Annotated in this window: 15 protein-coding genes; 7 read left to right on the top strand and 8 right to left on the bottom strand. The window is 72.1% G+C overall.

Features of this window, described 5'->3' with window-relative positions; genetic code table 11:
- The first annotated feature begins 79 nt into the window (after positions 1–79).
- The 4 genes from OG587_RS34915 (at position 80) to OG587_RS34900 (ending at position 5,604) form a co-directional block, all read left to right on the top strand.
- Positions 80–1,939: a substrate-binding domain-containing protein gene (locus OG587_RS34915; RefSeq protein ID WP_329082946.1), complete on the top strand. Its 1,860-nt coding sequence runs from the start codon at positions 80–82 to the stop codon at positions 1,937–1,939.
- Positions 1,940–2,411: 472 nt separating this feature from the next.
- Positions 2,412–3,812 (top strand): ABC transporter substrate-binding protein, encoded by a 1,401-nt coding sequence (locus tag OG587_RS34910; RefSeq protein WP_329082944.1) that lies wholly within the window; start codon positions 2,412–2,414, stop codon positions 3,810–3,812.
- Complete coding sequence (locus tag OG587_RS34905) at positions 3,809–4,783, top strand: carbohydrate ABC transporter permease (RefSeq protein WP_329082942.1); 975 nt, start codon at positions 3,809–3,811, stop codon at positions 4,781–4,783. Before OG587_RS34910 ends, OG587_RS34905 begins: the two co-directional genes overlap by 4 nt.
- A complete protein-coding gene (locus OG587_RS34900; RefSeq protein WP_329082941.1) occupies positions 4,780–5,604 on the top strand; it encodes a carbohydrate ABC transporter permease in 825 nt (274 codons plus the stop codon). Before OG587_RS34905 ends, OG587_RS34900 begins: the two co-directional genes overlap by 4 nt.
- A gap of 141 nt (positions 5,605–5,745) precedes the next feature.
- Here the strand turns inward: OG587_RS34900 and OG587_RS34895 are convergent, their stop codons facing one another.
- The 6 genes from OG587_RS34895 to OG587_RS34870 form a co-directional block, all read right to left on the bottom strand.
- Positions 5,746–7,275 (bottom strand): golvesin C-terminal-like domain-containing protein, encoded by a 1,530-nt coding sequence (locus OG587_RS34895; RefSeq protein ID WP_329082939.1) that lies wholly within the window; start codon positions 7,273–7,275, stop codon positions 5,746–5,748.
- Between the two features lie 168 nt (positions 7,276–7,443).
- Positions 7,444–7,674, bottom strand: coding sequence for a zinc-ribbon domain-containing protein (locus OG587_RS34890; protein WP_329082936.1), 231 nt, complete (start codon positions 7,672–7,674; stop codon positions 7,444–7,446).
- 27 nt (positions 7,675–7,701) lie between these two features.
- Complete coding sequence (locus tag OG587_RS34885; RefSeq protein WP_329082934.1) at positions 7,702–8,589, bottom strand: carbohydrate ABC transporter permease; 888 nt, start codon at positions 8,587–8,589, stop codon at positions 7,702–7,704.
- Positions 8,586–9,695 carry a carbohydrate ABC transporter permease gene (locus OG587_RS34880; RefSeq protein WP_329082932.1) on the bottom strand — a complete coding sequence of 370 codons (1,110 nt, stop codon included), beginning with the start codon at positions 9,693–9,695 and terminating at the stop codon, positions 8,586–8,588. The genes OG587_RS34885 and OG587_RS34880 overlap by 4 nt, the downstream gene beginning before the upstream one ends.
- 68 nt (positions 9,696–9,763) lie before the next feature.
- Positions 9,764–11,035, bottom strand: a complete 1,272-nt coding sequence (locus tag OG587_RS34875) for a sugar ABC transporter substrate-binding protein (protein ID WP_329082930.1) — start codon at positions 11,033–11,035, stop codon at positions 9,764–9,766.
- A 75-nt stretch (positions 11,036–11,110) separates the two neighbouring features.
- Entirely contained in the window at positions 11,111–12,229 is a 1,119-nt protein-coding gene (locus OG587_RS34870) for a LacI family DNA-binding transcriptional regulator (RefSeq protein ID WP_329082928.1), read from the bottom strand.
- A gap of 176 nt (positions 12,230–12,405) precedes the next feature.
- Between OG587_RS34870 and OG587_RS34865 the strand changes: the two genes are divergently transcribed.
- The gene (locus tag OG587_RS34865) at positions 12,406–14,544 is read left to right on the top strand and encodes an amylo-alpha-1,6-glucosidase (RefSeq protein ID WP_329082926.1); all 2,139 of its coding nucleotides are present in this window, start codon (positions 12,406–12,408) and stop codon (positions 14,542–14,544) included.
- A 208-nt stretch (positions 14,545–14,752) separates the two neighbouring features.
- Here the strand turns inward: OG587_RS34865 and OG587_RS34860 are convergent, their stop codons facing one another.
- Both OG587_RS34860 and OG587_RS34855 read right to left on the bottom strand, forming a co-directional pair.
- A complete protein-coding gene (locus OG587_RS34860; protein WP_329082924.1) occupies positions 14,753–15,718 on the bottom strand; it encodes a dienelactone hydrolase family protein in 966 nt (321 codons plus the stop codon).
- A 250-nt stretch (positions 15,719–15,968) separates the two neighbouring features.
- Positions 15,969–18,581: a helix-turn-helix transcriptional regulator gene (locus tag OG587_RS34855; protein ID WP_329082922.1), complete on the bottom strand. Its 2,613-nt coding sequence runs from the start codon at positions 18,579–18,581 to the stop codon at positions 15,969–15,971.
- Positions 18,582–18,773: 192 nt separating this feature from the next.
- On the opposite strand from OG587_RS34855, the gene fdh reads away from it, so the two are divergent.
- A complete protein-coding gene (gene fdh / locus OG587_RS34850) occupies positions 18,774–21,959 on the top strand; it encodes a formate dehydrogenase (RefSeq protein ID WP_329082920.1) in 3,186 nt (1,061 codons plus the stop codon).
- Positions 21,952–22,734, top strand: a complete 783-nt coding sequence (locus tag OG587_RS34845; RefSeq protein ID WP_329082918.1) for a 4Fe-4S dicluster domain-containing protein — start codon at positions 21,952–21,954, stop codon at positions 22,732–22,734. Before fdh ends, OG587_RS34845 begins: the two co-directional genes overlap by 8 nt.
- The last annotated feature ends 44 nt before the right edge of the window (positions 22,735–22,778 follow it).

Below are 22,778 nucleotides of genomic sequence, written 5' to 3'. Positions count from 1 at the left end.
GTCGATGTAAGATCTGCCCATGGTCCCGGCACCCTCCGAGGAGCGACCCCCCACGCGGCGTGAGCGGAGGAAAGGGGAGATGCGGCGTGCCATCGCGGGCACGGCCCGCCGCCTGTTCGCCGAGCGCGGCTTCGAGAGCGTGACGGTGGCCGAGATCGCGGCGGTGGCCGACGTCTCGGCCAAGACCGTCTTCAACCACTTCCCGGTCAAGGAGCAGATCTTCTTCGAGACCGACCCGCTCGGGTGGCCCGCTCCCGAGCGGGCCCTGCGGGAGCGCGTGACGGGGGAGCGGCCCGTCGACGCGATCCGCCGCGTCATGTCCCGGCCCGCGACGGACGCCGGGGAGGGCGTGGCCGACGCCGGGGCGGTCGCCGTCCACGCGCGGGTCTACCGCGACAGTCCCGCGCTGCGCTCGTACTCCAGGGAGATGTTCGCGGAACAGGAACGCGCGCTGCGCGAGGCGATCGAGTCCGGTGCCGGCGCGGAGGAACCCGGTGCGGGAAGAGGGCTCGGGGCCGGGGTGGTGGCCGCGCTCATCCTGGCGGCCGTCCGCGAGGTCTGGGAGTCCACCCTGCTCAGGATCGCCGCCGGCGCCGCCTTCGAGGACGCGGCGACCCTCGGGCGCCGCGAGCTGGGCGCGGCACTCGACCTGCTTTCCCGTGACCGGCCGGACCGCGACTCGCCGGACCGCGACCGGCCGGACCATGACCGGCCCGACCACGGCTCGCCGGACCGAGACCCGTCCGACCACGCCCCGCCGGACCTCGCGCGTGGCGGATCGCGGAGGGTCCCGCCGGGGGAGGCGGCGCGGCTCCCGGCGAACGAGGCGGGCGGGCCCGATCGAGGGGCGGACAGGCCCGCGCGAGGGGCGGACGGGCGGGCTCCGGCGGGAGGCGGGGAGGCCGGCGCCGGAGGACGGGGCGTCCCCGCGCCGATCCGCGGCGACCGTCCCAGCATCACCAGGGTCGCGCAGCTCGCGGGGGTGAGCGCGACGACGGTGTCGCACGCGCTGAACGGGCGCCGGCCGGTGGCCGAGGAGACGCGGCGGCGGGTGCTGGCGGCGATCGACCAGCTGGGATACCGGCCCAACGTCCTCGCCCGGGGACTGCGCACGAGCAGGAGCCAGACGATCGGGCTGATCATCCCGGACATCACCAACCCCTTCTACCCGGCGCTGGCACGCGGGCTTCAGGACGTGCTGGGACCGGCGGGCTACGACGAGATCATCAGCAACACCGACGGCGACCGGGAGATGGAGCGCGCCGCCATCGAGCAGATGATCGCCCGGCAGGTGGACGGCCTCGCCTTCGCGGTCTTCCACACGCACGCCGAGGACCTGCTGCCCGTCATCGGGGCGGGCATCCCCGTCGTGCGGCTCGGGGGCCGCCTGGTCCAGGCCGGTGTCGACGTCGTGCACAGCGACGACGAGGGCGGGGCCGCCGAGGCCACCCGCTACCTGCTGGAACGCGGCTACCGCAGGATCGGCTTCGTCTGTGGCCCGCACGCGGAGGGGCCCGCGGCCGAGCGCGTCGCGGGCTACCGTTCCGCGCTGCTGGCCGCCGGCGCGGACGCCGATCCCCGGCTCGTGGCGCACACGCACTTCAGCCGGGCGGGCGGCTCCTCGGGCACCGCCCGGCTGCTCGACCTGCCGGACCCCCCGGACGCCGTGTTGTGCGCCAACGACATCATGGCCATCGGCGCGCTCGACAGGGCCGGGGAACGGGGGCTGCGCGTGCCCGCGGACCTGGCCGTCATGGGGTTCGACGACATCGAGGCGGCGAGCCTCGTCTCGCCGGGACTGACCACCATGGCCAACCCGGCCAGGGAGATCGGCCAGGCCTGTGCCCGCCGCCTGCTGGAACGGCTGCGGGGCGGGACGGCGGAGTCCTCCGCCGAGACGGTCATCCCGGCCCGGCTGGTTCGCCGCCGGTCGGCCTGAACACGCCGTCGTACGTGCTGCCGAACGCTTCGTCGCGCGTGCGGCCGGGGTGCGCTGGCGTGCCCGCGAGGCCCCGGCCGGGAGCGGCGGCGTCGTCCTCGCCGGGGCCGCCCCGGCCGCACCGTGTTCCGCCGCGACCAGCCGGGCGCATGGCCGGGTGCCCGGCCGTCCCTCCTTCGCTCCGGTGTGACCCTTGACACGCGCTGTGTTGCGTGTAAGTTTCGGAACCAATCTTAAATCTTAACGATTTGCGTGGACATCGCCTCGTGATCCGGATTCCCGCCGGGGCACGGGCGAGAGCCCGGACTCATCCTCCGCGACCCCCCGAGGAAGTGACGATGCCGATGCCAACCGGCCCGTACCGATCACCTGACCGCGCCCGCCGGGTGCCGGAGCCCGCCAGACACCTGAGCACCGGACCGTCCTGTGCGGACCGTGCCGCACGCATCGCAGCAGTGGGGAAGGAATCGACATGAGAGCAGGCAAGCGGGTCCTCACCACCGCACTGGCGCTCGCGGTGGGACTCACCGCGGCCGCCTGCGCGGGCGGCGGGCAGAGCGGTGGCCAGACCGGTGATCAGGGCGGGCAGGCGGCCGGCCAGACGCTGAAGATGTGGACGTTCAAGCGGACTCACGCCGACGCCCTGACCAAGGCGGCCGAGCAGTTCAAGAGCGAGACGGGCATCTCCGTCACCATCGAGGCGGTCACCCCCGACGACGTGTTCGTCAGCAAGGTGCAGAGCGCCGCGCAGACCGGCGACCTGCCGGACGTGCTGGAGATGCACGCGGGCGGCGAGGACCTTGAGATGGGCTCCTCGGGGCTGCTGGTCGATCTGGCCGCCGACGTCTCCGACGCCTGGAAGCAGCGGCTGCTGCCGACCACCCGCGATGCCGGGCTGATGACCCAGCAGCGGATCGACCTCGCGGCCAACGACTCGCCGTACAAGCAGGTCAAGGCGGGCACTCTGTTCAGCGTGCCGTTCACGGCCGGCGCGTTCGGCATCGTCTACGCCAACAAGGAGAAGCTGAAGGCCGCCGGACTCGACCCCGACACGCCGCCGAAGACGTGGGAGGACTTCCTCGCCGCGCTCAAGACGACCACGGACAAGGACCCGAAGCAGGGCGGCCTCTCCCTGGGCCTGAAGGTCAGCCAGACCGGCTACAACTGGGCCTACCAGCCACTCGCCTACTCCTACCTGGGCAAGGAGAGGTTCCGGGCGCTGTTCGCCAAGGGCACCGCGCAGGGCTTCGGCTCGCCCGACGGGGTCAAGACGCTGGACCTGTACAGCAAGCTCACCCCGTACTGGATGCCCGGTACGACATCGCTCGGCATCGACGAGGCGGACGTCGCCTTCGCGCAGGGCAAGTCCGCCTTCAACGTCGGAGGAACCTTCACCCTGGCGTTCCTCGCGCAGAACGGGATGACCCCCGACAAGGTGCTCGCCTTCCCGATCCCGCCGTCCACCGAGGGACTCAACAAGGAGATCGTGATGGCGCCCCTGGCGCTCACTTCCCTCGGCGTCACCGCCACCAGCAAGAACCGGGAGGCGGCGGTCAAGTGGCTCGACTTCGTGACCTCGCCCAAGGGCGCGGGCATCGTCGCGAAGACCTCGCTCGACCTGCCGGCGACCGACCTGGGCACGGAGGCGGAGACTCTGCTCGGGCCCGACCTCGCGTCGCTGCAGAAGTACTTCACCGGCGCCCCGGAGGCCACCTACGACGCCGGTGACACCACCCTCTTCCCCTCCGACTACGACCAGGTCAAGCCCGGGAACCTGATGGTCAGGCTGACGCCGCTAAAGGAGGTCACCCCGCAGCAGGCCGGGTCGGAGATGGACAAGGTCATGGGCTCCATGTGGAAGTCCACACAGTGAGCACCCTCACCACTGAGGATCGCGCGGGGCGGCTCCCTGTGGAGTCGCCCCGCCGCGGCCCCGGTCGCGGCCGGGGCCGCTGGGGGCGGTGGCTGACCGGGTGGGCCTTCGTCCTGCCTGCGGTGGCGTTGTTCCTGCTGATGGGGGTCTACACCATCGGCACCGGCCTGGCGCTGAGCTTCGCCAAGTGGAACGGGCTCACCCCCGAGTGGATCTGGGTCGGCTTCCAGAACTACCTCGACCTGCTGTACGTCGACCCGGTGCTCGCCCCCGAGCTGCGCCGGGCCGCCTGGAACACCTTCCAGGTCATGGTGGCCGTCCCGGCGCTCACGGTGGCCATCTCGCTCCCGCTCGCGGTCGCGCTGAACTCCGTCCGGCGGCTGCGCGGGGTGCTCCGCTCGGTGTACTTCCTGCCCTACGTCACGACCGGCATCGCGGTCTACTACGCCTGGCGCTACGTGCTGGAGCCGGACGGGGCGATCAACGTGCTCCTGCGGTCCGTCGGCCTGGGCAGCCTGTCGCAGCCGCAGGGCTTTCTCGGCAATCCGGACACCGCGCTTCCCACGCTGATCCTGGTCCTGGTCTGGTCGAGCGTTCCCGTCGCCACCCTGCTCTACCTCAGCGGGCTGCAGGCCATCGACCCCAACGTGATCGAGGCCGCGCACATCGACGGGGCCGCGCCGCGCCAGGTGCTGCGCCGCATCGTCTGGCCGCTGCTGACCCCCCTCACCGCGGCCATCGTGCTGCTCGGCGTGCGGGACGCGCTGCACGGCTTCCAGATCTTCCTGATCATGACGAACGGCGGGCCCGGCGGGCACACCGACGTGCTCGGCCTGCAGGTCTACCGGCTCTCGTTCATGAAGGAACTCGCCCAGACCCTGGGGATGGCCAGCGCGCTGGGCTGGATGCTCTTCGCCGGCGCCCTGCTGCTCACCCTGGTCAACGCGCGCTTGCTCAGGAGGATCCGATGATCGGGTCGCGCATCGTGAAGACCATCGCCCGCACCGCCCTGGTGGTGTACGCGCTCATCAGCCTGTACCCGTTCCTGTGGATGCTGTCCGGCGCCTTCAAGACCAGGGAGGAGATCCTGCGGAGCGGCAACCTCATCCCGGAGAACCCCACCCTGGACACCCTGGTGTCCACGTGGAGCCGCCTGCACTTCTTCGACTACTTCCTCAACAGCCTCCAGGTCACCGCGATGACCGTCGTCGGGGTGCTGGTGGTCTACAGCCTCGCCTCGTACGCCTTCGCGGTGCTGGACTTCCCCGGCAGGAAGGTGCTTTTCTGGTTCTTCGTCTCGCTGCTGTTCGTCCCGGGCATCACGGTGCTGCTCCCCGTGGTGATCCTGGAGAAGGACCTCGGCATCCTGGGCTCGCACCTGGGGCTGGTCCTGCCGTTCGTCAACGGCACCGCCCCGCTGACGGTGCTGCTGCTCACCAACGGCTTCGGCTCGATCCCCCGGGAGCTGCGCGAGGCCGCCCGTGCGGACGGGGCGCGGGAGTTCCGGATCTTCTGGTCGGTCTACCTGCCGCTGGCCCGCCCGACCCTCATCACGGTCGCGGTGCTGACGGCGGTGCCGACCTGGAACGAGTACGTCCTGACGCGGGTGTCCCTCAACGACCCCTCCCTCTACACCCTGCCGCTCGGCCTGGAGACCCTGCTGTCGGGTAACGTGCCGCACTACAACGAGGTCATGGCCGCGTCCCTGATCATCGTCATCCCGGTCATCGCGCTCTTCCTCCTCCTGCAGCGCTACTTCGTCAACGGCCTCGTGGGGGCTGTCAAGGGCTGATCCCCAGGGCAGGGCGGCCCGCCTCCGGCGGGGTGGGGCGGGCCGCCCGCCTGCCAGGGGGGCTCGGAGCCGGTTGACGCGTACGGCGTCGGCGACTGTTCGGGGAGCTCGGAGCCGGGTGGGGCGTACGGTCCGGGGAGCTCAGAGCCGGGTGAGGCGCACGGCGTCGGCGACGACGAGTCCCGTGCCGGAGGTCCACCGGCTGACGCCGACGGCGTTGTACGTCCCGGCCCTCAGGGCGAACGTCCCGATACTTCGCCAGGCGCCGCCACCGGCGCGCTGGTCGACGTAGACCGTCCTGCTCCCGGCGGAGGTGGCGACGATGTACGGGGCGGAGCCGTTGTGGCCGGGGGCGGCCGGGTACCAGACCTCGACCTGGTAGGTGGCCGCGGCGGGGACGGCGAACCGGTACCAGGCGACGTCGCTCGAGGTCACCGGTTTGGCCTGCCGGTGGTCGGGGCCGTGGCGCCCGGCGGTGGCGGTGGAGGCGGTCCAGTTCGCGCTCGCGGTGAACGCGCCGGAGGTGGAGTTGTCGACGGTCGCGGACCAGGGGGCGGTGTTTCCCGTGACGTACCGCATGTACTTGGCCCAGTCCCAGTTGGAACCGGGGTCGGTGTGCGTGGCGCCGGGGACCTGGTTGTGCCCGATGATGTGCGAGCGGTCCTTGGGGATGCCGTACTTGTCGCAGAGGGCGCGGGTCAGGGCCGCCGAGGCGCGGTACATCGCGTCGGTGAACCAGGAGGCGTTGTTGACGAACCCCTCGTGCTCGATCCCGATCGACCTGGTGTTGTAGGACCGGTTCCCGGCGTGCCAGGCGACGTCCTTGTCGCGGACCATCTGGGTGACGTCGCCGTCGGAGGAGCGGACGACGTAGTGCGCGGAGACCTTCGCGGCGGGGTTCTGGAACCAGGAGATCGTGCCCGCGTACGCCCCCTGGGTGACGTGGACGACGACCCGGTCGATCTTGGAGCTTCCCGGCCTGCTCGCGACGGCCCGGTTGCCGGCGTTGGCGGCCACCCAGCTCGCGGCCGGGTAGTCCTGGCTCGGGGCCTTGGCGGCCAGTTCCCGCACGCCCTCGTAGACGCCGCGGTCCGCCTGCAGTTCCACGGCCGCGACGGTGACGACCTCGCCGCCCGCGACGGTGGCCCGGACGCCCCTGCCGAGGAGATCGTAGACGGTGTCGGCGTACAGCCTGGCCGTCTCGGAGCCGGAGGCGTTGCCGTACCTGGCCACGGCCGGGTACCACCGCCCGGCGTCCTTCCTGGCGGCGGCGTCGAGGCCGAGCGCGTCGGCGTGGGAGCGCAGCACCGCGGCGCCGCCGAGGATGTTGGCCGCGTCGTCCTTCCTCAGCGTCGCCGACGGCGTGCCGGTGAGCTCGGCCGCGCGTTCCAGGGCGCGCACGGCGGGGTTGCTGACCAGGTGCATGACCCCGTACCCGCCGCTCGCGCTCGGCTCGCCGTCGTGCCCGTCGAGGTGCGTCTCCGCGTACGCGAGCGCCACGAGCAGGTCGCGCGGCACGTCGTACGCGGCGGCGGCGCGAGCGAAGGCGTCCGCCAGGGGGCCCGCCGACCGGGCACTCGCCGCCTGGGCGGGCGCGAGGAGCAGGACGGCGAGAACGGCGGACAGGATCGCGGCTGACCGGCGGTACGGGCGCGGCCGGGCGTTCTGCACGGAGCCTCCTCGGGGAATCGGGGGTCCGGGTCCCATTCGGACACCGGCTGATTCGGCACCGTAAAGCAGAAACACGACAAGTGTAAATAATTAACACTTCTTTGTTTGTTTCCGGCAAATCCCTTCTTTAATCTGATAGGCCGCTATATGCGCAGGTGGGTGGGGGTGTCAGCGGACCGCCGGCCGGTTCGCCTCGTCCTTGGAGACGGGGTACGAGGCCCCGCAGAAGGTGCACTGCATCTCGTGTCTCGTCCGTACCGGGAACAGCGGGATGAAGAACAGGCTGAACTTGGTGACCCGCCGCGACAGCACCTGCGCCGCCGCGTTGCCGCAGTTGCGGCAGACCAGGGTCACCACCCCGAGCCGATGGGCCACCGTACGCAAACCGAAGATGAGCATCACCCACACATACCCGATACGGGTCCGCTATCCCTTGTCCGCGCCCTCGTTGGCACCGCGGATGAAGTAGCGCTGGAAGATCACGAAGATGATCGCGACCGGGATGGTGGCGAGCACCGCGGCGCCGAGCTTGAGCGGATACTGGCTGCCGGTCCCGAGGGAGCCGCTGACCAGGTCGGCCAGGCCGCGCGGCAGGGTGAAGAGGCTGGGATCCTGGACGGCCACCAGGGTGTGCGGGAACTCGTTCCAGCTGCTCTGGAAGGAGATGATCGTCAGGGTGATGACGGCGGGGCGTCCCATCGGCAGCACCACCGACCAGAAGATGCGGAAACGGCCCGCCCCGTCGATCCGCGCCGCCTCCTCCACGCTCACCGGGATCGACTCGAAGAACTGCTTCATGATGAACACCCCGGCCGCGTCCGCGATGATCGGCAGGATCAGCGCGGTGTAGCTGTCGTAGATGCCGAGCTGGTTCAGCACCAGGAACTTCGGGATGAACAGCACCACCCCCGGGACCGCGATGATCGCGACGATGGCGGTGAAGAGCGCCTTGCGCCCCCGGAAGCGCAGCCGGGCGAGCGCGTATCCGGCCAGGGAGTCGAGGAACACCCGGCCGACGGTGATGACGACGGTGACCAGCAGCGAGTTGCCCAGCCACAGCGGCATGCCGGTGTCGACGAACACGCGCTCGAAACCGGCCAGCGTCACCGGGTCGGGGATCGGCGAGAGCGGGTTGGCCGCGGCGTCGGGCTCGGTCTTGAACGAGTTGGCGACCTGGATGACGAACGGGTAGAGGAAGACCAGCGAGAAGAAGACCAGGACGGCGTACCCGCCGAAACTGGAGAGCAGCGAGCCGATCCCGCCCCGCCCCTCGGGGCGGGCGGGGACGACGCGAGTCTTGGCCGCGGGCATCATGTCCTCCTCTGGCGCGGCGCGCGGCGTTTCGCGGTCCCGCCGTCCTTGGCGTCCCTGTCGCGCATGACCCACCGCTGGAACGCCGCCAGCACCACGATGAGCACGAACAGGACGAACGAGATGGCGGCGCCGGTGCCGTAGTCCAGCTCCTTGAAGGCCGTCTGGTACGACAGGAAGGCCGGGGTCAGGGTGGTCTTCGCGGGTTTGCCCTGGCTCATCACGTACACCTGGTCGAAGACCTGCCAGGTGGCGATGAGGCCGAGGGTGAGGACGAGGAACAGGGTCGGCTTGAGCATCGGCAGCGTCACGTGGCGCAGGCGCTGGCGGGAGTTGGCGCCGTCGAGCATGCTCGCCTCCTCCAGGGTGACCGGGATGTCCTGGAGCGCGGCGAGGAACATCAGCATGAACGTGCCCGAGGTGGTCCAGACGACCAGGATGATGATCGTGCACATGGCCACGCTGGGACCCGACAGCCAGTCCCACCACGAGAGCCCGAACGGGCCGCCGCCGGTCAGCGCCTCGGGGGGCGCCTCGGGATCGACCAGGCCGACGGAGCCCAGCAGCAGGTGCAGCACGCCCCGCGCGTCGGAGAACCACGGGGGCCCGCCGACGCCGACGATCGCGAGCAGCTTGTTGACCGCGCCGGAGTTGCTGAAGATGAACAGGAACAGGACGCTGATCGCCACCGAGCTGGTCACCGAGGGGAAGAAGAAGGCGGTGCGGAAGAAGATCTTGCCCTTGAGCATCCGGCGGTTGACGATCAGCGCCAGGCCGAGTGCCAGGATCGTCTGGGCGGGCACCACGATCAGCACGTAGTAGAAGTTGTTGCGAAGGCTCGTCATGAAGTTCAGGCGGCTCAGGTCGTCCTGGGTGAACAGCTTGGTGTAGTTGTCCACGCCGACGAACGGCACCTGCGCGCGGAACGGGCTGCCCTGCCCGTTCCAGTCGGTGAGGCTCACCCACAGCGCCATCAGGATCGGCACCAGAAAGAAAACGGTGAGGATCACCACCACCGGCGCCACGAAGAGCCAGCCCGCGATGTTCTCCCTGGCCCTGTCGCCAAGGCGGCGCGCGGGGCGCCGTGGTGCGGTCGTTGTCTCGGCCACGTCAGTCTCCCTCACGTCCGGCGCGCGGCCCCGGACCCGTCCGGGCCGGGGCCGCGCGCCGGTCTGACTCAGTTGCCGAGCGCGGCCTGTGTGTTCTTCTGCAGGTTCGCCAGGATCTTCTTGGGGTCACCCGCGGGCAGCTGCTGGATCGCGGTGTCGAAGTCGGCCAGCACGCTGTCCATCTTGGGGGCGTTGACCGGCCCCTGGGCGTACTCGGCGCTGTCGACGAACGGCGCGTCCTCGGGGAAGGCCTGGATGAAGGCGTCCTTGGCCGACTGGCGCGAGGGCATCACGCCGAACGCCTTGGCGAAGGCCATCTGCTGGTCGGCCTTGGCCATCGCCTCGACGAAGGCGATCGCCTGCTCCTTGAACTTGCTCTTGGCGGCGACGCCCCAGCAGGTGGTGAAGGACAGGGTGCCCTTGCCCTTGGGACCGGCCGGCAGCTCGTGGGCGCTGTACTTGACGTCCGGGTAGTCGGCCTTCATCGCGCCCTTGATCCAGTTGCCCTCGATGGTCATCACGGCCTTGGCCTTGCCGAAGGCCTCGCCACCCCAGCCCGCGTCCAGCTGCTTGGGGAACTGGGCGAGCTTCTCCTTCAGCAGGCCCTGCACGTAGCTCAGGCCCGCGACGTTCTCCGGGGTGTCGGCGGTCGCCTTCTTGCCGTCGGGGCTGACGATCCAGCCGCCGGCCTCCACCATGAACGCGCCGACCCGGTCGCGCGTGTCGCCGATGACCAGCGGGGTGACGTCCGGCTGCTTGTCCTTGAGCTTCCTGGAGACCTCGGTGAGCTGCTCCCAGGTGGTCGGCACGTCGGCGTCGGTGAGCCCGGCCTTCTTCCACAGGTCGTCGTTGACGATCAGCGACAGCGTGGAGAAGTCCTTGGGCACGCAGTAGAAGGTGCCGTTGTAGGTGAACGTCTCGCGCAGGCCGGGGTAGAAGTCGGCGGCGTCGGAGATCTTGTCCGCGTACGGCTCCAGCGCCCCGACGCTCGCGTAGTCGGCGAAGCGCGCGGCGTCGACGTAGAACACGTCCGGCGGGTTGCTCCCGGCGAAGGCCTGGCCGAGCTGCTGGGTCAGGTCCTGGGCGGGAGTGATCGTCGCGGTGCTGCCCGAGGACGCCGACCACGTCTGGGCCGCGGCGCGCAGCGCGTTCGTCTCCGCGTCGCCGGAGGAGCCGATGAGCACCTGCAGGCTGGCGGGCCCGCTGCTCTGCGGGGCGCTGCTCTGCCCGGCGGAGTCGTCGAAACCGCTGCCGCAGGCGGCCGAGGTAGCCAGGGTGCCCACGGCGAGCGCGGCGAGTGCCGCGGTACGGAGGCTGTGCTGCTTGATCGGCTGTTTCATCGTGCTTTTCCAATCTTCCTGGGGGGTGATCTGAAGGAGAGGTCAGGTGGTCATGCGGTCATGACGACTGCCGGGTCATGACGACTGCCGGAGGACCAGGGACGGCTGGAGCAGTACGTGTGTGCGAGGCCCACCGGCCTCGGGGGCGCCGGGGGAGGGCGGGTCGAACAGCCGGGTGAGCAGGCCGACGCAGCCGGCCGCGGCCTCGGCCAGCGGCTGGCTGACGCTGCTGAGCCCCACCGCCTTCGCCACCGGCGTGTCGTCGAAACCGATCACGCGGACCGGGAGGCCCTCCTCGCCGCCGGCCTGGCCCGCGACCGTGAGACGTCCCTCGGCTGTCAGGCGTCCCGAGGCGGTCAGCTGTCCCGAGGCCGTGAGGGAGCGGACGGCGTGCAGCGCGCCGAGGGCGAGCGAGTCGCTGGCGCAGACCAGCGCGGTGATCGGCTGCTCGGCGCGCAGCAGGTCGCGGGCCGCCTTCTCACCGTCGGCCACCCCGTCGTCCGTGGCCTGGTCCAGGCCGTCCGGGTCGATCCCGGCGCCGGTGAGGGCCCTGGCCCAGCCGGACCTGCGGTCGTCGCCCACGCCGGAACCGGGCGGCCAGCCGAGGAACCCGATCCGCCGGTGACCCGCGTCGAGCAGGTGGCGGGTGGCCGCCGCGGTGCCCGCCGCGCCGTCCACGTCGACCCAGGGGTGCCCCGGATCGTCGGCCACCTCCCCGCCCGCTTCTCCCCAGGGCCGCCCGAACGTGACGAACGGCAGCCGCCGCTCGCGCAGCCACGCGGGGCGGCCGTCGCCGTGATAGGTGCTGGTGAGCACGAAGGCGTCCGGCTCGTGGCTCCCGACCAGGTCGTCGAAGGTGTCGATCTCCGAACGCTCGTCGCCTGCCGCGTAGAGCAGGATCCGGTATCCGGCCCTGGCCGCCGACGCGGTCAGCCCGTGCAGGAACCGGTCCAGGACCGAGCCGTTGATCCCGTCCCGGTCCGGCTCGATACGCGTGGCGATCAGCCGCGAGCGGCCGGTCCGCATCTGCCGCGCGGCCTGGCTGGCCCGGTAGCCGAGCGCCTCGATGGCCTCCCGCACCCGGTCCCGGGTCTCCTCGCGGACCAGCTCCGGGCTGTTGAGCACGTTCGACACCGTCTGGCGCGACACCCCGGCGCGACGCGCGACGTCAGTGATCGTCACCTTCGTGGCCATGTGAACCTTTCTGAGGGTTTGAACGCTCAAAGGGGCATAGTGCATGATTGGATCGTTCAAGTAAACGGAGCGTAATGGTTGGATCGTTCAAGTAAAGAGAGTGTTTCGCAATGTGCACCCCCCGGCCGTCGTCTGTCAAGGCGTCACCGGCTCGACACGATCTCAGGGAGTCAGTCGTGCTCGACGACGCCTCATCCCCCACCCCTCAGGCGGTCACGGCGGCCGGTTCCACTGCGGCCTACCGCCTCCAGCCCCTGCTGCACGACCTCGTCAGCACCGTGCAGGCGCCGACCGTCGCGCTGAGCGGCGGCGACGGGCAGATCCGCCCGGCCGGTGTCCAGGGCGTGTTCCATGCGGATTCCCGCGCCCTGTCGCAGGCCATCCTGACGGTCGACGGCCGGGAGCTCGAGACCGTCGGCCACGCCCCGCAGGGGCCCGGTGCCACCAGGTTCGTCGCGCTGGCCCGATGGCTGGGTGATCCCGCCCCCGATCCCACTGTACGGATCGAGCGATTCCGGCAGGTGGTACCGGGGGGCATGGAGGAGCGTGTCGAGATCGTCTCCAGCGCCGGCGTCCCCGTCGCCACCGTCGTGAGCCTGGAGCTGGGCTGCGACTTCGCACCCATCGAGGTGGTGAAGTCCGGCGGCGACACCGCGGAGGCCGCGGCCGAGTGCACCGCGTCCGGTGAGATCTCCTGGAACTCCGGCGGCGTCCGGGTCGTGGTGACCGGTACGGGCGCGCGGGCCGAGTTCGCCGAGTACGCGCGCACGGGTTTCCTGCGCTGGCCGGTCGAACTGGCGCCCCGCGGCCGGGTCACCCTGTCCTGGAGGGTCGAGGTGCGCGACCCCCAGGCCGTGGTGATCGCGCCCGACCGCCCCGCCGAGTGGGCGGTGGGGGAGGGGGCACCCCGGATCGTCGCCACCGACCACCGGCTGAGCAGGCTCTTCGAGCAGTCCATGGACGACCTGCGCTCGCTGCGGCTGGCCGAGACCGCCACCCCCGGCGACACCTTCCTCGGCGCGGGAGTGCCCTGGTTCCTCACCCTCTTCGGCCGCGACAGCATCTGGGCCGCCCGCATGCTGCTGCCGCTCGGCACGGAGCTGGCCATGGGCACCCTCAGGACACTGGCCCGCAGGCAGGGAACCAAGGTCGATCCCGGCTCCGGCGAGGCCCCCGGGAAGATCATGCACGAGCTGCGCCGGCACGAGTTCGCCGTCGAGGGCAACGGCCTGCACCTGCCCGCCGCCTACTACGGCACGATCGACGCCACCCCGCTGTGGATCAGCCTGCTGCACGACGCCTGGCGCTGGGGCGCCCCCACCGCGGAGATCGCCGCGCTGCTGCCCCACCTGGAGGCCGCCCTCGGCTGGCTCGGCGGGCACGCCGACCCCGACGGGGACGGTTTCATCGAGTACGTCGACACCAGCGGCCGGGGCCTGGCCAACCAGGGCTGGAAGGACTCCGGCGACGCGCTGCGCTTCCACGACGGCCGCCAGGCCCAGCCGCCGATCGCCCTGGTCGAGGTGCAGGGCTACGCCCACCAGGCGGCCTGGCAGGGTGCCGACCTGCTGGAGGCGTTCGGCCGCCCCGGCGCGGCCCGCTGGCGCGAGCACGCCGCGGCGCTGGCCGAGCGCTTCCGGGCCCGGTTCTGGGTGGACGGGCCGAGAGGGAGGTTCCCCGCCCTGGCCCTGGACCGGGACAAGCGCCCGGTCGACGCGCTGACCAGCAACATCGGGCACCTGCTCGGCACCGGCCTGCTCACCGAAGCCGAGGAGGCCGGAATCGCCGACCTCCTCGTCTCCCCGGAGATGGCCGGCGGCTTCGGCCTGCGGACGATGTCGGCGGACGCGGGCGGCTTCAGCCCGCTGTCCTACCACTGCGGGTCGATCTGGGCGCACGACACGGCGATCGTGGTCGCCGGGCTGGCCCGCGCCGGATTCGCCACGCACGCGGCGACCCTCGCCGAGGGGCTGCTCGCGGCCGGCGAGACGTTCGGCTACCGGCTGCCGGAGCTGTTCGGCGGCGACGACCGGTCGGCGCTCGGGCGCCCGGTGCCCTACCCCGCCGCCTGCCGCCCGCAGGCGTGGTCCGCCGCCGCCGCGGTGACCGTCGTGCACGCGGCACTCGGCCTCTACCCCGACGTGCCCGAGGGCCGGATGCTGCTGCGCCCGCTCGCCGGCGCCCCCCTGGGCGCGGTCTCCGTACGCGGCCTGCGGGTCGCCGGAGCGGAGGTGAGCGCGGCCGTCGACCGGGAAGGCGAGGTCGTCGTGACCGGCCTGCCCGGGGGGATCTCCACCGAGCGGGCCCGGACATGAGCCGGGCGCGCCCGCCGGGCCGCGGAGGCGGGCGGGCGCGCCCGGCCGACGGGACGTCCAGACCGGGCGACCGCCGACCGCCACCGCGAGTCGTCGATCGTCGGCGGCGGGTGGGTGACAAGACGCTCGGGCCGGGTGGCGGCGGGAGCGGGCGACCGCCGACCCCACGGCGCCTGTCGCCGGTCGTCGGCGGCGGGCGACGGGACAGTCAGCCCAGGTGGCGGCCGAACCAGTCCAGGACGCGCCGGTAGGCCTCGGCGGCGGCGCCGGCGTCGTACCGCGGGCCGGTGTCGTTGAAGAAGGCGTGGTTGACGCCGGGAAACGTCACGATCTCGTGCTCCAGACCCGCCCTCTCCAGAGCGGTCCTGGCCTGGTCGCGGGTGGCGTTGACCCGGTCGTCCCGCTCGGCGTAGATCGCGAGGACGGCGGCCCTCGACCCGGAGAGGTCGGCGTCGTCGGGCAGCGGGCCGTAGAACGGGACGGCCGCCGACAGGCGCGGCTCGTCCGAGGAGAGCAGCAGCCAGGTCATGGCGCCGCCGAAGCAGAAACCGGCGACGCCGAGCCTCTTGCCGGGGGCGCCTCGCTCCAGCTCGCCCAGGGCGGCCTTCATGTCCGAGACGAAGCGCTCGGGGGAGAGGCGTCCCAGTGTCGCGGTGGCCTGCGCCGGGTCCTCGAAGGAGGCGGTCCCGCCCTCGCGGGAGAGCAGGTCGACGGCGAGCGCGCAGTAGCCGTCGGCCGCCAGGCGCCCGGCCACCGACCGGATGTGGTCGGTGAGCCCGCGGTTCTCGTGGATGACCAGCACCGCGCCCCGCGGATCCGCGGGCGCCGCCCAGGCGCCCCGGAGGGTGACGCCGCTCTCGGCGCCGGGAAAGATGATCTCCTCGGTCGAAAGGGGCGGGGGGCCCGCGGGTGGGGCCCCGTCCGGTGGCGTACCGGACGCCGCCGTACCGGACGCCGCGCCGGACGTCGCCGAGGCGGACGGCGTACCGGCTCCCGGGCCGGCCGGGGTGGTCGCGTTCCCCCGGCCGGTTCCCCGGGCCGCGAGCAGTGCGCCGGCGGCGGGTGCCGCCAGCCCGAGAAGGGTCAGGCGGTGCAGCGCCTCACGCCGGGGGATGAGCCCTTCGGCGTGGTCGACCGCGACCTCCTCCGCGAGGTACCGGTGAAAAGACGTCACCAGCACACGGTAGGACCGGCCGGTGAAAGCCACGGCAAAGCCGGGCCACGCGCCGTCGCCGGTCACCGCTCACGGTCTTCGGGCCCGCCGCCAACAGGTGAAAGCCACTGTAAAACCGGCCCCGGCGCCGTTGGCCGGAGTGCTCGTCGACGACGTCGAGTTCACCGACGAGGACGGCGTCATGCCCGGCCGCTCCTCGCCGGTCTCGGCCCGATGAACGACCCGATGGGCCGGCGGGCTCCCGCGCCGTTCAGCTGTCGCGGAGAAACGCCCCGAACTCCGAGCGGTTGGTGGTGCCGAGCTTGATGTTGATCCGGTAGAGGTGGTTCTCGATGGTTCGCACGGACACGACCAGCCGTTCGGCGATGTCCCGGTTGGACAGGCCCTGGTCGGCCAGGGTGGCGATCTCACGCTCACGGGGGGTGAGCGGCAACGGTCGGGCGGCCACCGCCAGCGCCGGGGTGCGGGCGCCCTCGCAGGCCAGGGCGAGCCGGTGGGACCGGGCCGCGGAGGCGAGGGCCGCGCCGCGCCGGCCATGGCGGGTGTGGACGAGCACGGCCTGCGCCTCCGCGTCGGCCGCTGACAGGAGATCCCCCATCTGTTCGAGGAGCAGGGACGCCTCGTGCAGCGCGTGGCCGTCGTCCGCGGCCAGCGCCGCGGCGTGCGCGGCGGCGGCGGGGGCGCGAGGGCCGTCCACCCGGTCGGCCAGCTTCGCCAGGCGCCCGGCGACGGTGCGATCGCCGAAGCAGACCGCGGTGTGCAGTGCGAGCACCTCGTGGGCGGGCTGGTCGCGGCCAGCCGCGAGGGCCGCCGCCTCGTGGGCGAGGGCGACGGCGCCGCTGACCGCGCCTTCGGCGGCGGCTATCCAGGCGCGGGCCAGTCCTATCTCCGGTTCCATGAACAGAAGGGTCGGATGCCGTTGCGCGAGAAGGTCCGCCAGCGCCTGCCTGGCCGCGGCGACGTCGCCGGAGATCGCCAGCGCGCGGGTGAGGCCGATCAGGCAGCCGTGCATCCATCCACCGGCCTGCCCGTAGGCGGCCATGGCGGCGCGGGCCTCGCGAAGCCACCGCAGCGAGCCGGCCACCCGTCCCCGGTCCAGCTCCACCACGCCCACCAGGACGCCGGTGACCTCCGACGAGAACGCGGCCTCGCTGTTCTCGGCCCTGCACTCATGGGCGACCTCCGCCGCCTCCCGCAGATAGCCCGCCGCCTTGAGCCCCAGCACCTGCATGGCGGCCAGTGGGATCCGGAAGTACGCCACCTCCGCCGAGCGGGACGCCGCCGCGAAGCCCTGGGCGGCGACCGCGCCGATCTCGTCGGCCCGCCCGAGCACGCCCAGCGCGATGGTGAGCCCGTAGCTCGCCAGGACGACGGCCTCCCCGGGCGGTTCCGGGGAGGCCAGCACGGCCGTCGCCAGGGTGACCGCCACCTCCGGCCGGGCGAGGGTCGACTCCAGGGCCGCGCGCAGCCCGGCGAGCCGTAGCCGGGCCGCCTCGTCGGCCACACCCCCCTCGGTCTCGGCCAGGATCTCCATCGCCTCTACCGGCTGGGCGGTCATCCACGCCAGGTTGATCACCTGGTGCAGGACAGCCCTGATCCGCTCATCCTCGGTCGTGGCCAGCGTCCTGAGCACGGCCAGTTCCACGTCGGCCTCGTGGAAGCGGGTCAGGCCGATGAGCGCCGACGCGACCAGCAGCTGTGCCCGGTAACCGCCTCCAGCGGGCACCGCCGCCCGGCCGAGCCGCTCGGCCAGCATGAGGTCGTAGAACCGCGCCGCGTGCCCCGCGCCCTCGACGAGCAGCGCGGGATCCGCGGTGAGGTCGGAGTCCACGGCGAGCACGGCGCGGCGGAGGGTGTCGTTCGCGCGGCGCCCGCCGGTACCGGCCAGCGCTGTCGCGATCTCACCTCGCAGCCTGCGGGCCCGCAGCGTTCGCATACCGGCGCGTCGCACCTCGCCGTACAACGGGTGGGCCAGCCGGGCCTGCAGCCTCCGCCCGTCGTGTTCCACCTGCACCAGACCGCGGGTCTCCGCCTCCTCCACCGCCTCCGGGGAGGTGAGCCGGCCGAGCAGGGGGGTGCCCAGCGGCTCGCCGAGGGCGAGGAACTCGACGACGGCGCGCAGGGGTTCGGGCAGCCGGCCCATCCGGGCCTCCACCAGCTCCGTCAGCGCAGGCGACAGCTCGGGTGCCCCCGCCCAGCGCCAGACCCCGCCCACCCGGTGCAGCCGGCCGGCGTCGACCTCCCCGATGACGAGCTCCCGCAGGAACAGCGTGTTGCCGCGGGTGGCCGCCCAGACGCGGCCACCGGCGAGCTGGTCGACCGGCCCGCCCAACACCGTCTCCAGCAGGGTGCCGGTCTCCGTCTTCGACAGGGGGCGCACCGTCATCCGCTCCAGGTGCCCGTCCTTCCACAGCGCGCGTACCGCGTCCGGCACCGGCTCTCCCGTGCGCACTGTGACGACCGCGGTGGCCATCCGCCGCATCACCAGGTGGTGCATCAGGATCGCGGACATGTCGTCGAGCAAGTGGGCGTCGTCCACCCCGATCATCACCCCCGCGGGGGTACGGGGAGTCAGGGCGTCGGCCGCCTGCCGGATCACCTGGGCGGGAGTGCCACTGACCGCTCCCACCAGCGGCGCGAACGCGCCGAGCGGAAGCCCTCTGGACGAGCCGGTCGCCACGATCCAGAACGTGGTCAGACCTCGTTTCCCGGCCCTGCTCAGGGTCTCGCGGGCCAGCCTGGTCTTTCCCACCCCGGCGGCCCCCGCCAGCGCCACGCCCCGGGGCTCGTCCCGGCTGAAGACCGTGTTCTCGACCGAACGCAGCTCCTCCGACCGGCCGGTCAACGGCCACAGCAGTTTCACGCCTAATAGTACAAATTTACCGGCATCCCACACCGGGTTCCGTAGGCGAAGGTGACCGCGACGATCACGCCCGGCCCCGGCGCGTACGACATCGCCGGGGCGCCGCGACTCGGATTCCGGGGCGGGCCAGGCCGGGGCGGGCGTGCCGGGGGAGGTGGTTGGCGGGGGTGGGGCCGGGGTAGGGCCCGGAACGTGACGTGGGGGAGAAGGATCTCCCGCTGGCCGGTGGTCCGGCAGCTCAGGGGAGAGGACGCCAGGGGCGACGCCGCGCGCTCGGCGCGCACCGACGCGCTGCGGCCCCGCACCGAGGAGGCCGACAGCGTCGCGCGGTCGATCTGCCCGTACTGCGCGGTCGGCTGCGGCCAGCTGGTCTACGTCAAGGACGGCCGGGTCACCCAGATCGAGGGCGACCCCGACTCGCCCATCTCGCGTGGGCGCCTCTGTCCCAAGGGATCGGCGAGCAAGCAGCTCGTCACCCACCCCGGCCGGCAGACGCGCGTTCTTTACCGGCGGCCGCACGGCACCGACTGGGAGCCGCTCGACCTGGAGACGGCGATGGACATGATCGCCGACCGGGTGGTGCGGACCCGGCGGGAGACCTGGCAGCAGGAGCACGAGGGCAGGACGGTCCGGCGCACCATGGGCATCGCGAGCCTGGGCGGGGCGACGCTGGACAACGAAGAGAACTACCTGATGAAGAAGCTCTACACCGCCCTCGGCGCGATCCAGGTGGAGAACCAGGCCCGCATTTGACACTCCTCCACCGTCCCCGGTCTGGGGACCAGCTTCGGGCGTGGCGGTGCCACGGACTTCCAGCAGGACCTGGCCGAGTCTGACTGCATCGTCATCCAGGGCTCCAACATGGCCGAATGCCACCCGGTGGGATTCCAGTGGGTGGTGGAGGCCAGGGCGCGCGGGGCGAAGGTGTTCCACATCGACCCGCGCTTCACCCGCACCAGCGCGATCGCCGACCGCCACCTGCCGATCCGGGCGGGAAGCGACATCGTCCTGCTCGGCGCGCTGATCAATCACGTGCTCGTCAACGAGCTGGACTTCCGCGAGTACGTGGTGGCCTACACCAACGCCTCGGCGATCGTCTCCGAGGACTTCAGGGACACCGAGGACCTGGACGGACTGTTCTCCGGCTTCGACCCGGAGACGCGCGCCTACGACCCGTCGAGCTGGTCGTACGAGGGAACGGGACGCGTCGCGGGCGAGCACCTGGAGGGCGGACTCCACCACGCCGAGGCGGCGGGCCCCGAGCAGTACGGCTCCGGCGGTGCCGCCGCGCCGTCGAGGCCGCCCGCCGACCCGACGCTGCGCCACCCGCGCTGCGTCTACCAGATCCTGCGGCGGCACTTCGCCCGCTACACCCCGCAGATGGTGTCGGAACTGTGCGGCATCCCCCCGGAGAGCTTCGCCGAACTGGCCGAGGCGATCACCGCGAACTCGGGCAGGGAGCGCACCACCGCCTGGGTGTACGCGGTCGGCTGGACCCAGCACACCGTGGGCGCGCAGTACATCCGCACGGCCTCGATCCTGCAGTTGCTGCTGGGCAACATCGGCCGCCCCGGCGGCGGCATCCTCGCGCTGCGCGGCCACGCCAGCATCCAGGGCTCCACCGACATCCCCACCCTGTTCAACCTCCTGCCGGGATACCTGCCGATGCCGCACGCCCACCGGCACGAGGGACTCGACGACTACCTGGCCAAGGCCGGGGCCGACACCGGCTTCTGGGGCAGGAAGCGCTGCTACATGGTGAGCCTGCTCAAGGCGTGGTGGGGCGACGCCGCCACCGAGGAGAACGACTTCCGCTTCGACCACCTGCCCCGCCTGACCGGCGACCACGGCCATTTCACCACCGTGATGGGACAGATCGACGGCACCGTCAAGGGTTACTTCGTGGTGGGTGAGAACCCGGCGGTCGGCTCCTCGGGCGGCCGGGCGCAACGCCGGGGCCTGGCCAACCTCGACTGGCTGGTGGTGCGCGACCTGACGCTGGTGGAGACGGCCACGTTCTGGAAGGACGGCCCCGAGCTCGAAACCGGGGAGACGCGCACCGAGGACATCGCCACCGAGGTGTTCTTCCTGCCCGCCGCGAGCCACGTGGAGAAGGACGGCACCTTCACCAACACCCAGCGGCTGCTGCAGTGGCGGGAGAAGGCGCTGGAACCGCCGGGCGACTGCCGCAGCGACCTGTCGTTCTACTACCACCTCGGCAAGCGGATCAGGGAGCGGATGACCGACGACGAGATCGACCGGCCGGTCCGCGAGCTGACCTGGGACTACCCCGAGGAGGGCGAGCACGCCGACCCGTCGGCGCGGGCCGTGCTGCGCGAGATCAACGGTACCGGCCCCGACGGGCGGACCCTGTCGGCGTACACCGAGCTCAAGCCCGACGGCTCCACCCGGTGCGGCTGCTGGATCTACTGCGGGGTCCACGCCGACGAGGTCAACCAGGCGGCCCGGCGCAGGCCCGGGGGCGAGCAGAGCAGGGTCGCGCCCGAGTGGGGCTGGGCCTGGCCCGCGAACCGGCGCATCCTCTACAACCGGGCCTCCGCCGACCCCGAGGGCCGCCCGTGGAGCGAGCGCAAGGCCTACGTGTGGTGGGACCCTGACAAGGGAGAGAAGGGGGAGTGGACCGGTCTCGACGTGCCGGACTGCGAGAGGGACAAACCGCCCGGCTACCTGCCGCCCGAGGGCGCCCTGGCCGAGGCCGCGCTGGCCGGGACCGACCCGTTCATCATGCAGCCCGACGGCAAGGGCTGGCTGTTCGCCCCGGCGGGCCTGGCGGACGGGCCGCTGCCCGCCCACTACGAGCCGCACGAGTCGCCGGTGCGCAACACGCTGTACGGGCAGCGGGCCAACCCGGCGCGCCGGATCTACCGGCGTCCCGAGAGCCCCTACAACCCGCCGGGCTCGCCGCGCTTCCCGTACGTGCTCACGACCTACCGGCTCACCGAGCACCACACCGCCGGAGGCATGAGCCGCCCGCTGGCCTACCTCGCCGAGCTGCAGCCGGAACTGTTCTGCGAGGTGTCGACGGAGCTCGCCGCCGAGCTGGGACTCGTCAACGGCGGCTGGGCGACGATCGTGACGTCCCGCTCCGCGATCGAGGCCCGCGTCCTGGTGACCGGGCGCGTCCGCCCGCTGCGCCTGCAAGGCAGGACGATCCACCAGATCGGCCTCCCCTACCACTGGGGCTGGGGCAGCGGCGGCCTGGTGACCGGCGACGCCGTCAACGACCTGCTGCCCATCGTGCTCGACCCGAACGTCTACATCCAGGAGGGCAAGGCCATGACCTGCGACCTGCGACCCGGAAGGCGCCCCACGGGCAGGGCGCTGCTCGACCTGATCGAGGAGTACCGCGATGGCTGAGCGGATGGGGTTCTTCACCGACACGAGCATCTGCATCGGGTGCAAGGCCTGCGAGGTCGCCTGCAAGGAGTGGAACGACGTTCCCGACGACGGGTTCGTCTTCCGGGCCACCTCGTACGACAACACGGGGAGCCTGGGGGCCGACACCTGGCGCCACGTGGCCTTCATCGAGCAGCCGGGCGGCGGGAGCGGTCAGGAGGGCGTCGAGGGATGGCTGATGTCGTCGGACGTGTGCAAGCACTGCACGCACGCCGCCTGCCTGGACGTCTGCCCGACCGGGGCGCTGTTCCGCACCGAGTTCGGCACGGTGGTGGTGCAGGCCGACGTCTGCAACGGCTGCGGCTACTGCGTGCCCGCCTGCCCGTACGGCGTGATCGACCGCAGGGAGCGCGACGGCCGGGCGTTCAAGTGCACCATGTGCTACGACCGCCAGCTCGGCGGGCTGGAACCGGCCTGCGCCAAGGCCTGTCCCACCGACTCCATCCAGTTCGGGCCGCTGGACGAGTTGCGGGCCCGCGCCCGGGAAAGGGTGGAGCTGCTGCACGGCGAGGGCAGGCCGGAGGCCCGCCTGTACGGGGCGGACCCCGGCGACGGCGTGGGCGGGGACGGGGCCTTCTTCCTGCTGCTCGACGAGCCCGAGGTGTACGGCCTGCCGCCCGACCCGGTGGTCACCACGAGGGACCTGCCCGCCATGTGGCGCTGGGCGGCGGGGGCGGCGCTCTCCATGGTCGGGGTGGTGGCGGTGTCCTTCCTGGACGGGGGGAGGATCCGGTGATGCGCTCATACGGGTTTCCTCGCGGTCGGGGTGTTGTCGCGGGA

Origin of the sequence: Streptosporangium sp. NBC_01469, from assembly GCF_036227305.1 — a bacterium.
Lineage (GTDB): Bacteria > Actinomycetota > Actinomycetes > Streptosporangiales > Streptosporangiaceae > Streptosporangium.
Note: the sequence above shows the minus strand (reverse complement) of the source record. Positions and strands in the feature narration are given on the sequence as shown.

Bases quoted from the DNA above. Each gene is read 5' to 3' on its own strand.
- OG587_RS34845 (WP_329082918.1), top strand. From the start codon at position 21,952: ATGGCTGAGCGGATGGGGTTCTTCACCGACACGAGCATCTGCATCGGG.
- OG587_RS34890 (WP_329082936.1), bottom strand. From the start codon at position 7,674: ATGCTCATCTTCGGTTTGCGTACGGTGGCCCATCGGCTCGGGGTGGTG.
- OG587_RS34870 (WP_329082928.1), bottom strand. From the start codon at position 12,229: ATGGCCACGAAGGTGACGATCACTGACGTCGCGCGTCGCGCCGGGGTG.
- OG587_RS34915 (WP_329082946.1), top strand. From the start codon at position 80: ATGCGGCGTGCCATCGCGGGCACGGCCCGCCGCCTGTTCGCCGAGCGC.
- OG587_RS34885 (WP_329082934.1), bottom strand. From the start codon at position 8,589: ATGATGCCCGCGGCCAAGACTCGCGTCGTCCCCGCCCGCCCCGAGGGG.
- OG587_RS34875 (WP_329082930.1), bottom strand. From the start codon at position 11,035: ATGAAACAGCCGATCAAGCAGCACAGCCTCCGTACCGCGGCACTCGCC.
- OG587_RS34910 (WP_329082944.1), top strand. From the start codon at position 2,412: ATGAGAGCAGGCAAGCGGGTCCTCACCACCGCACTGGCGCTCGCGGTG.
- OG587_RS34900 (WP_329082941.1), top strand. From the start codon at position 4,780: ATGATCGGGTCGCGCATCGTGAAGACCATCGCCCGCACCGCCCTGGTG.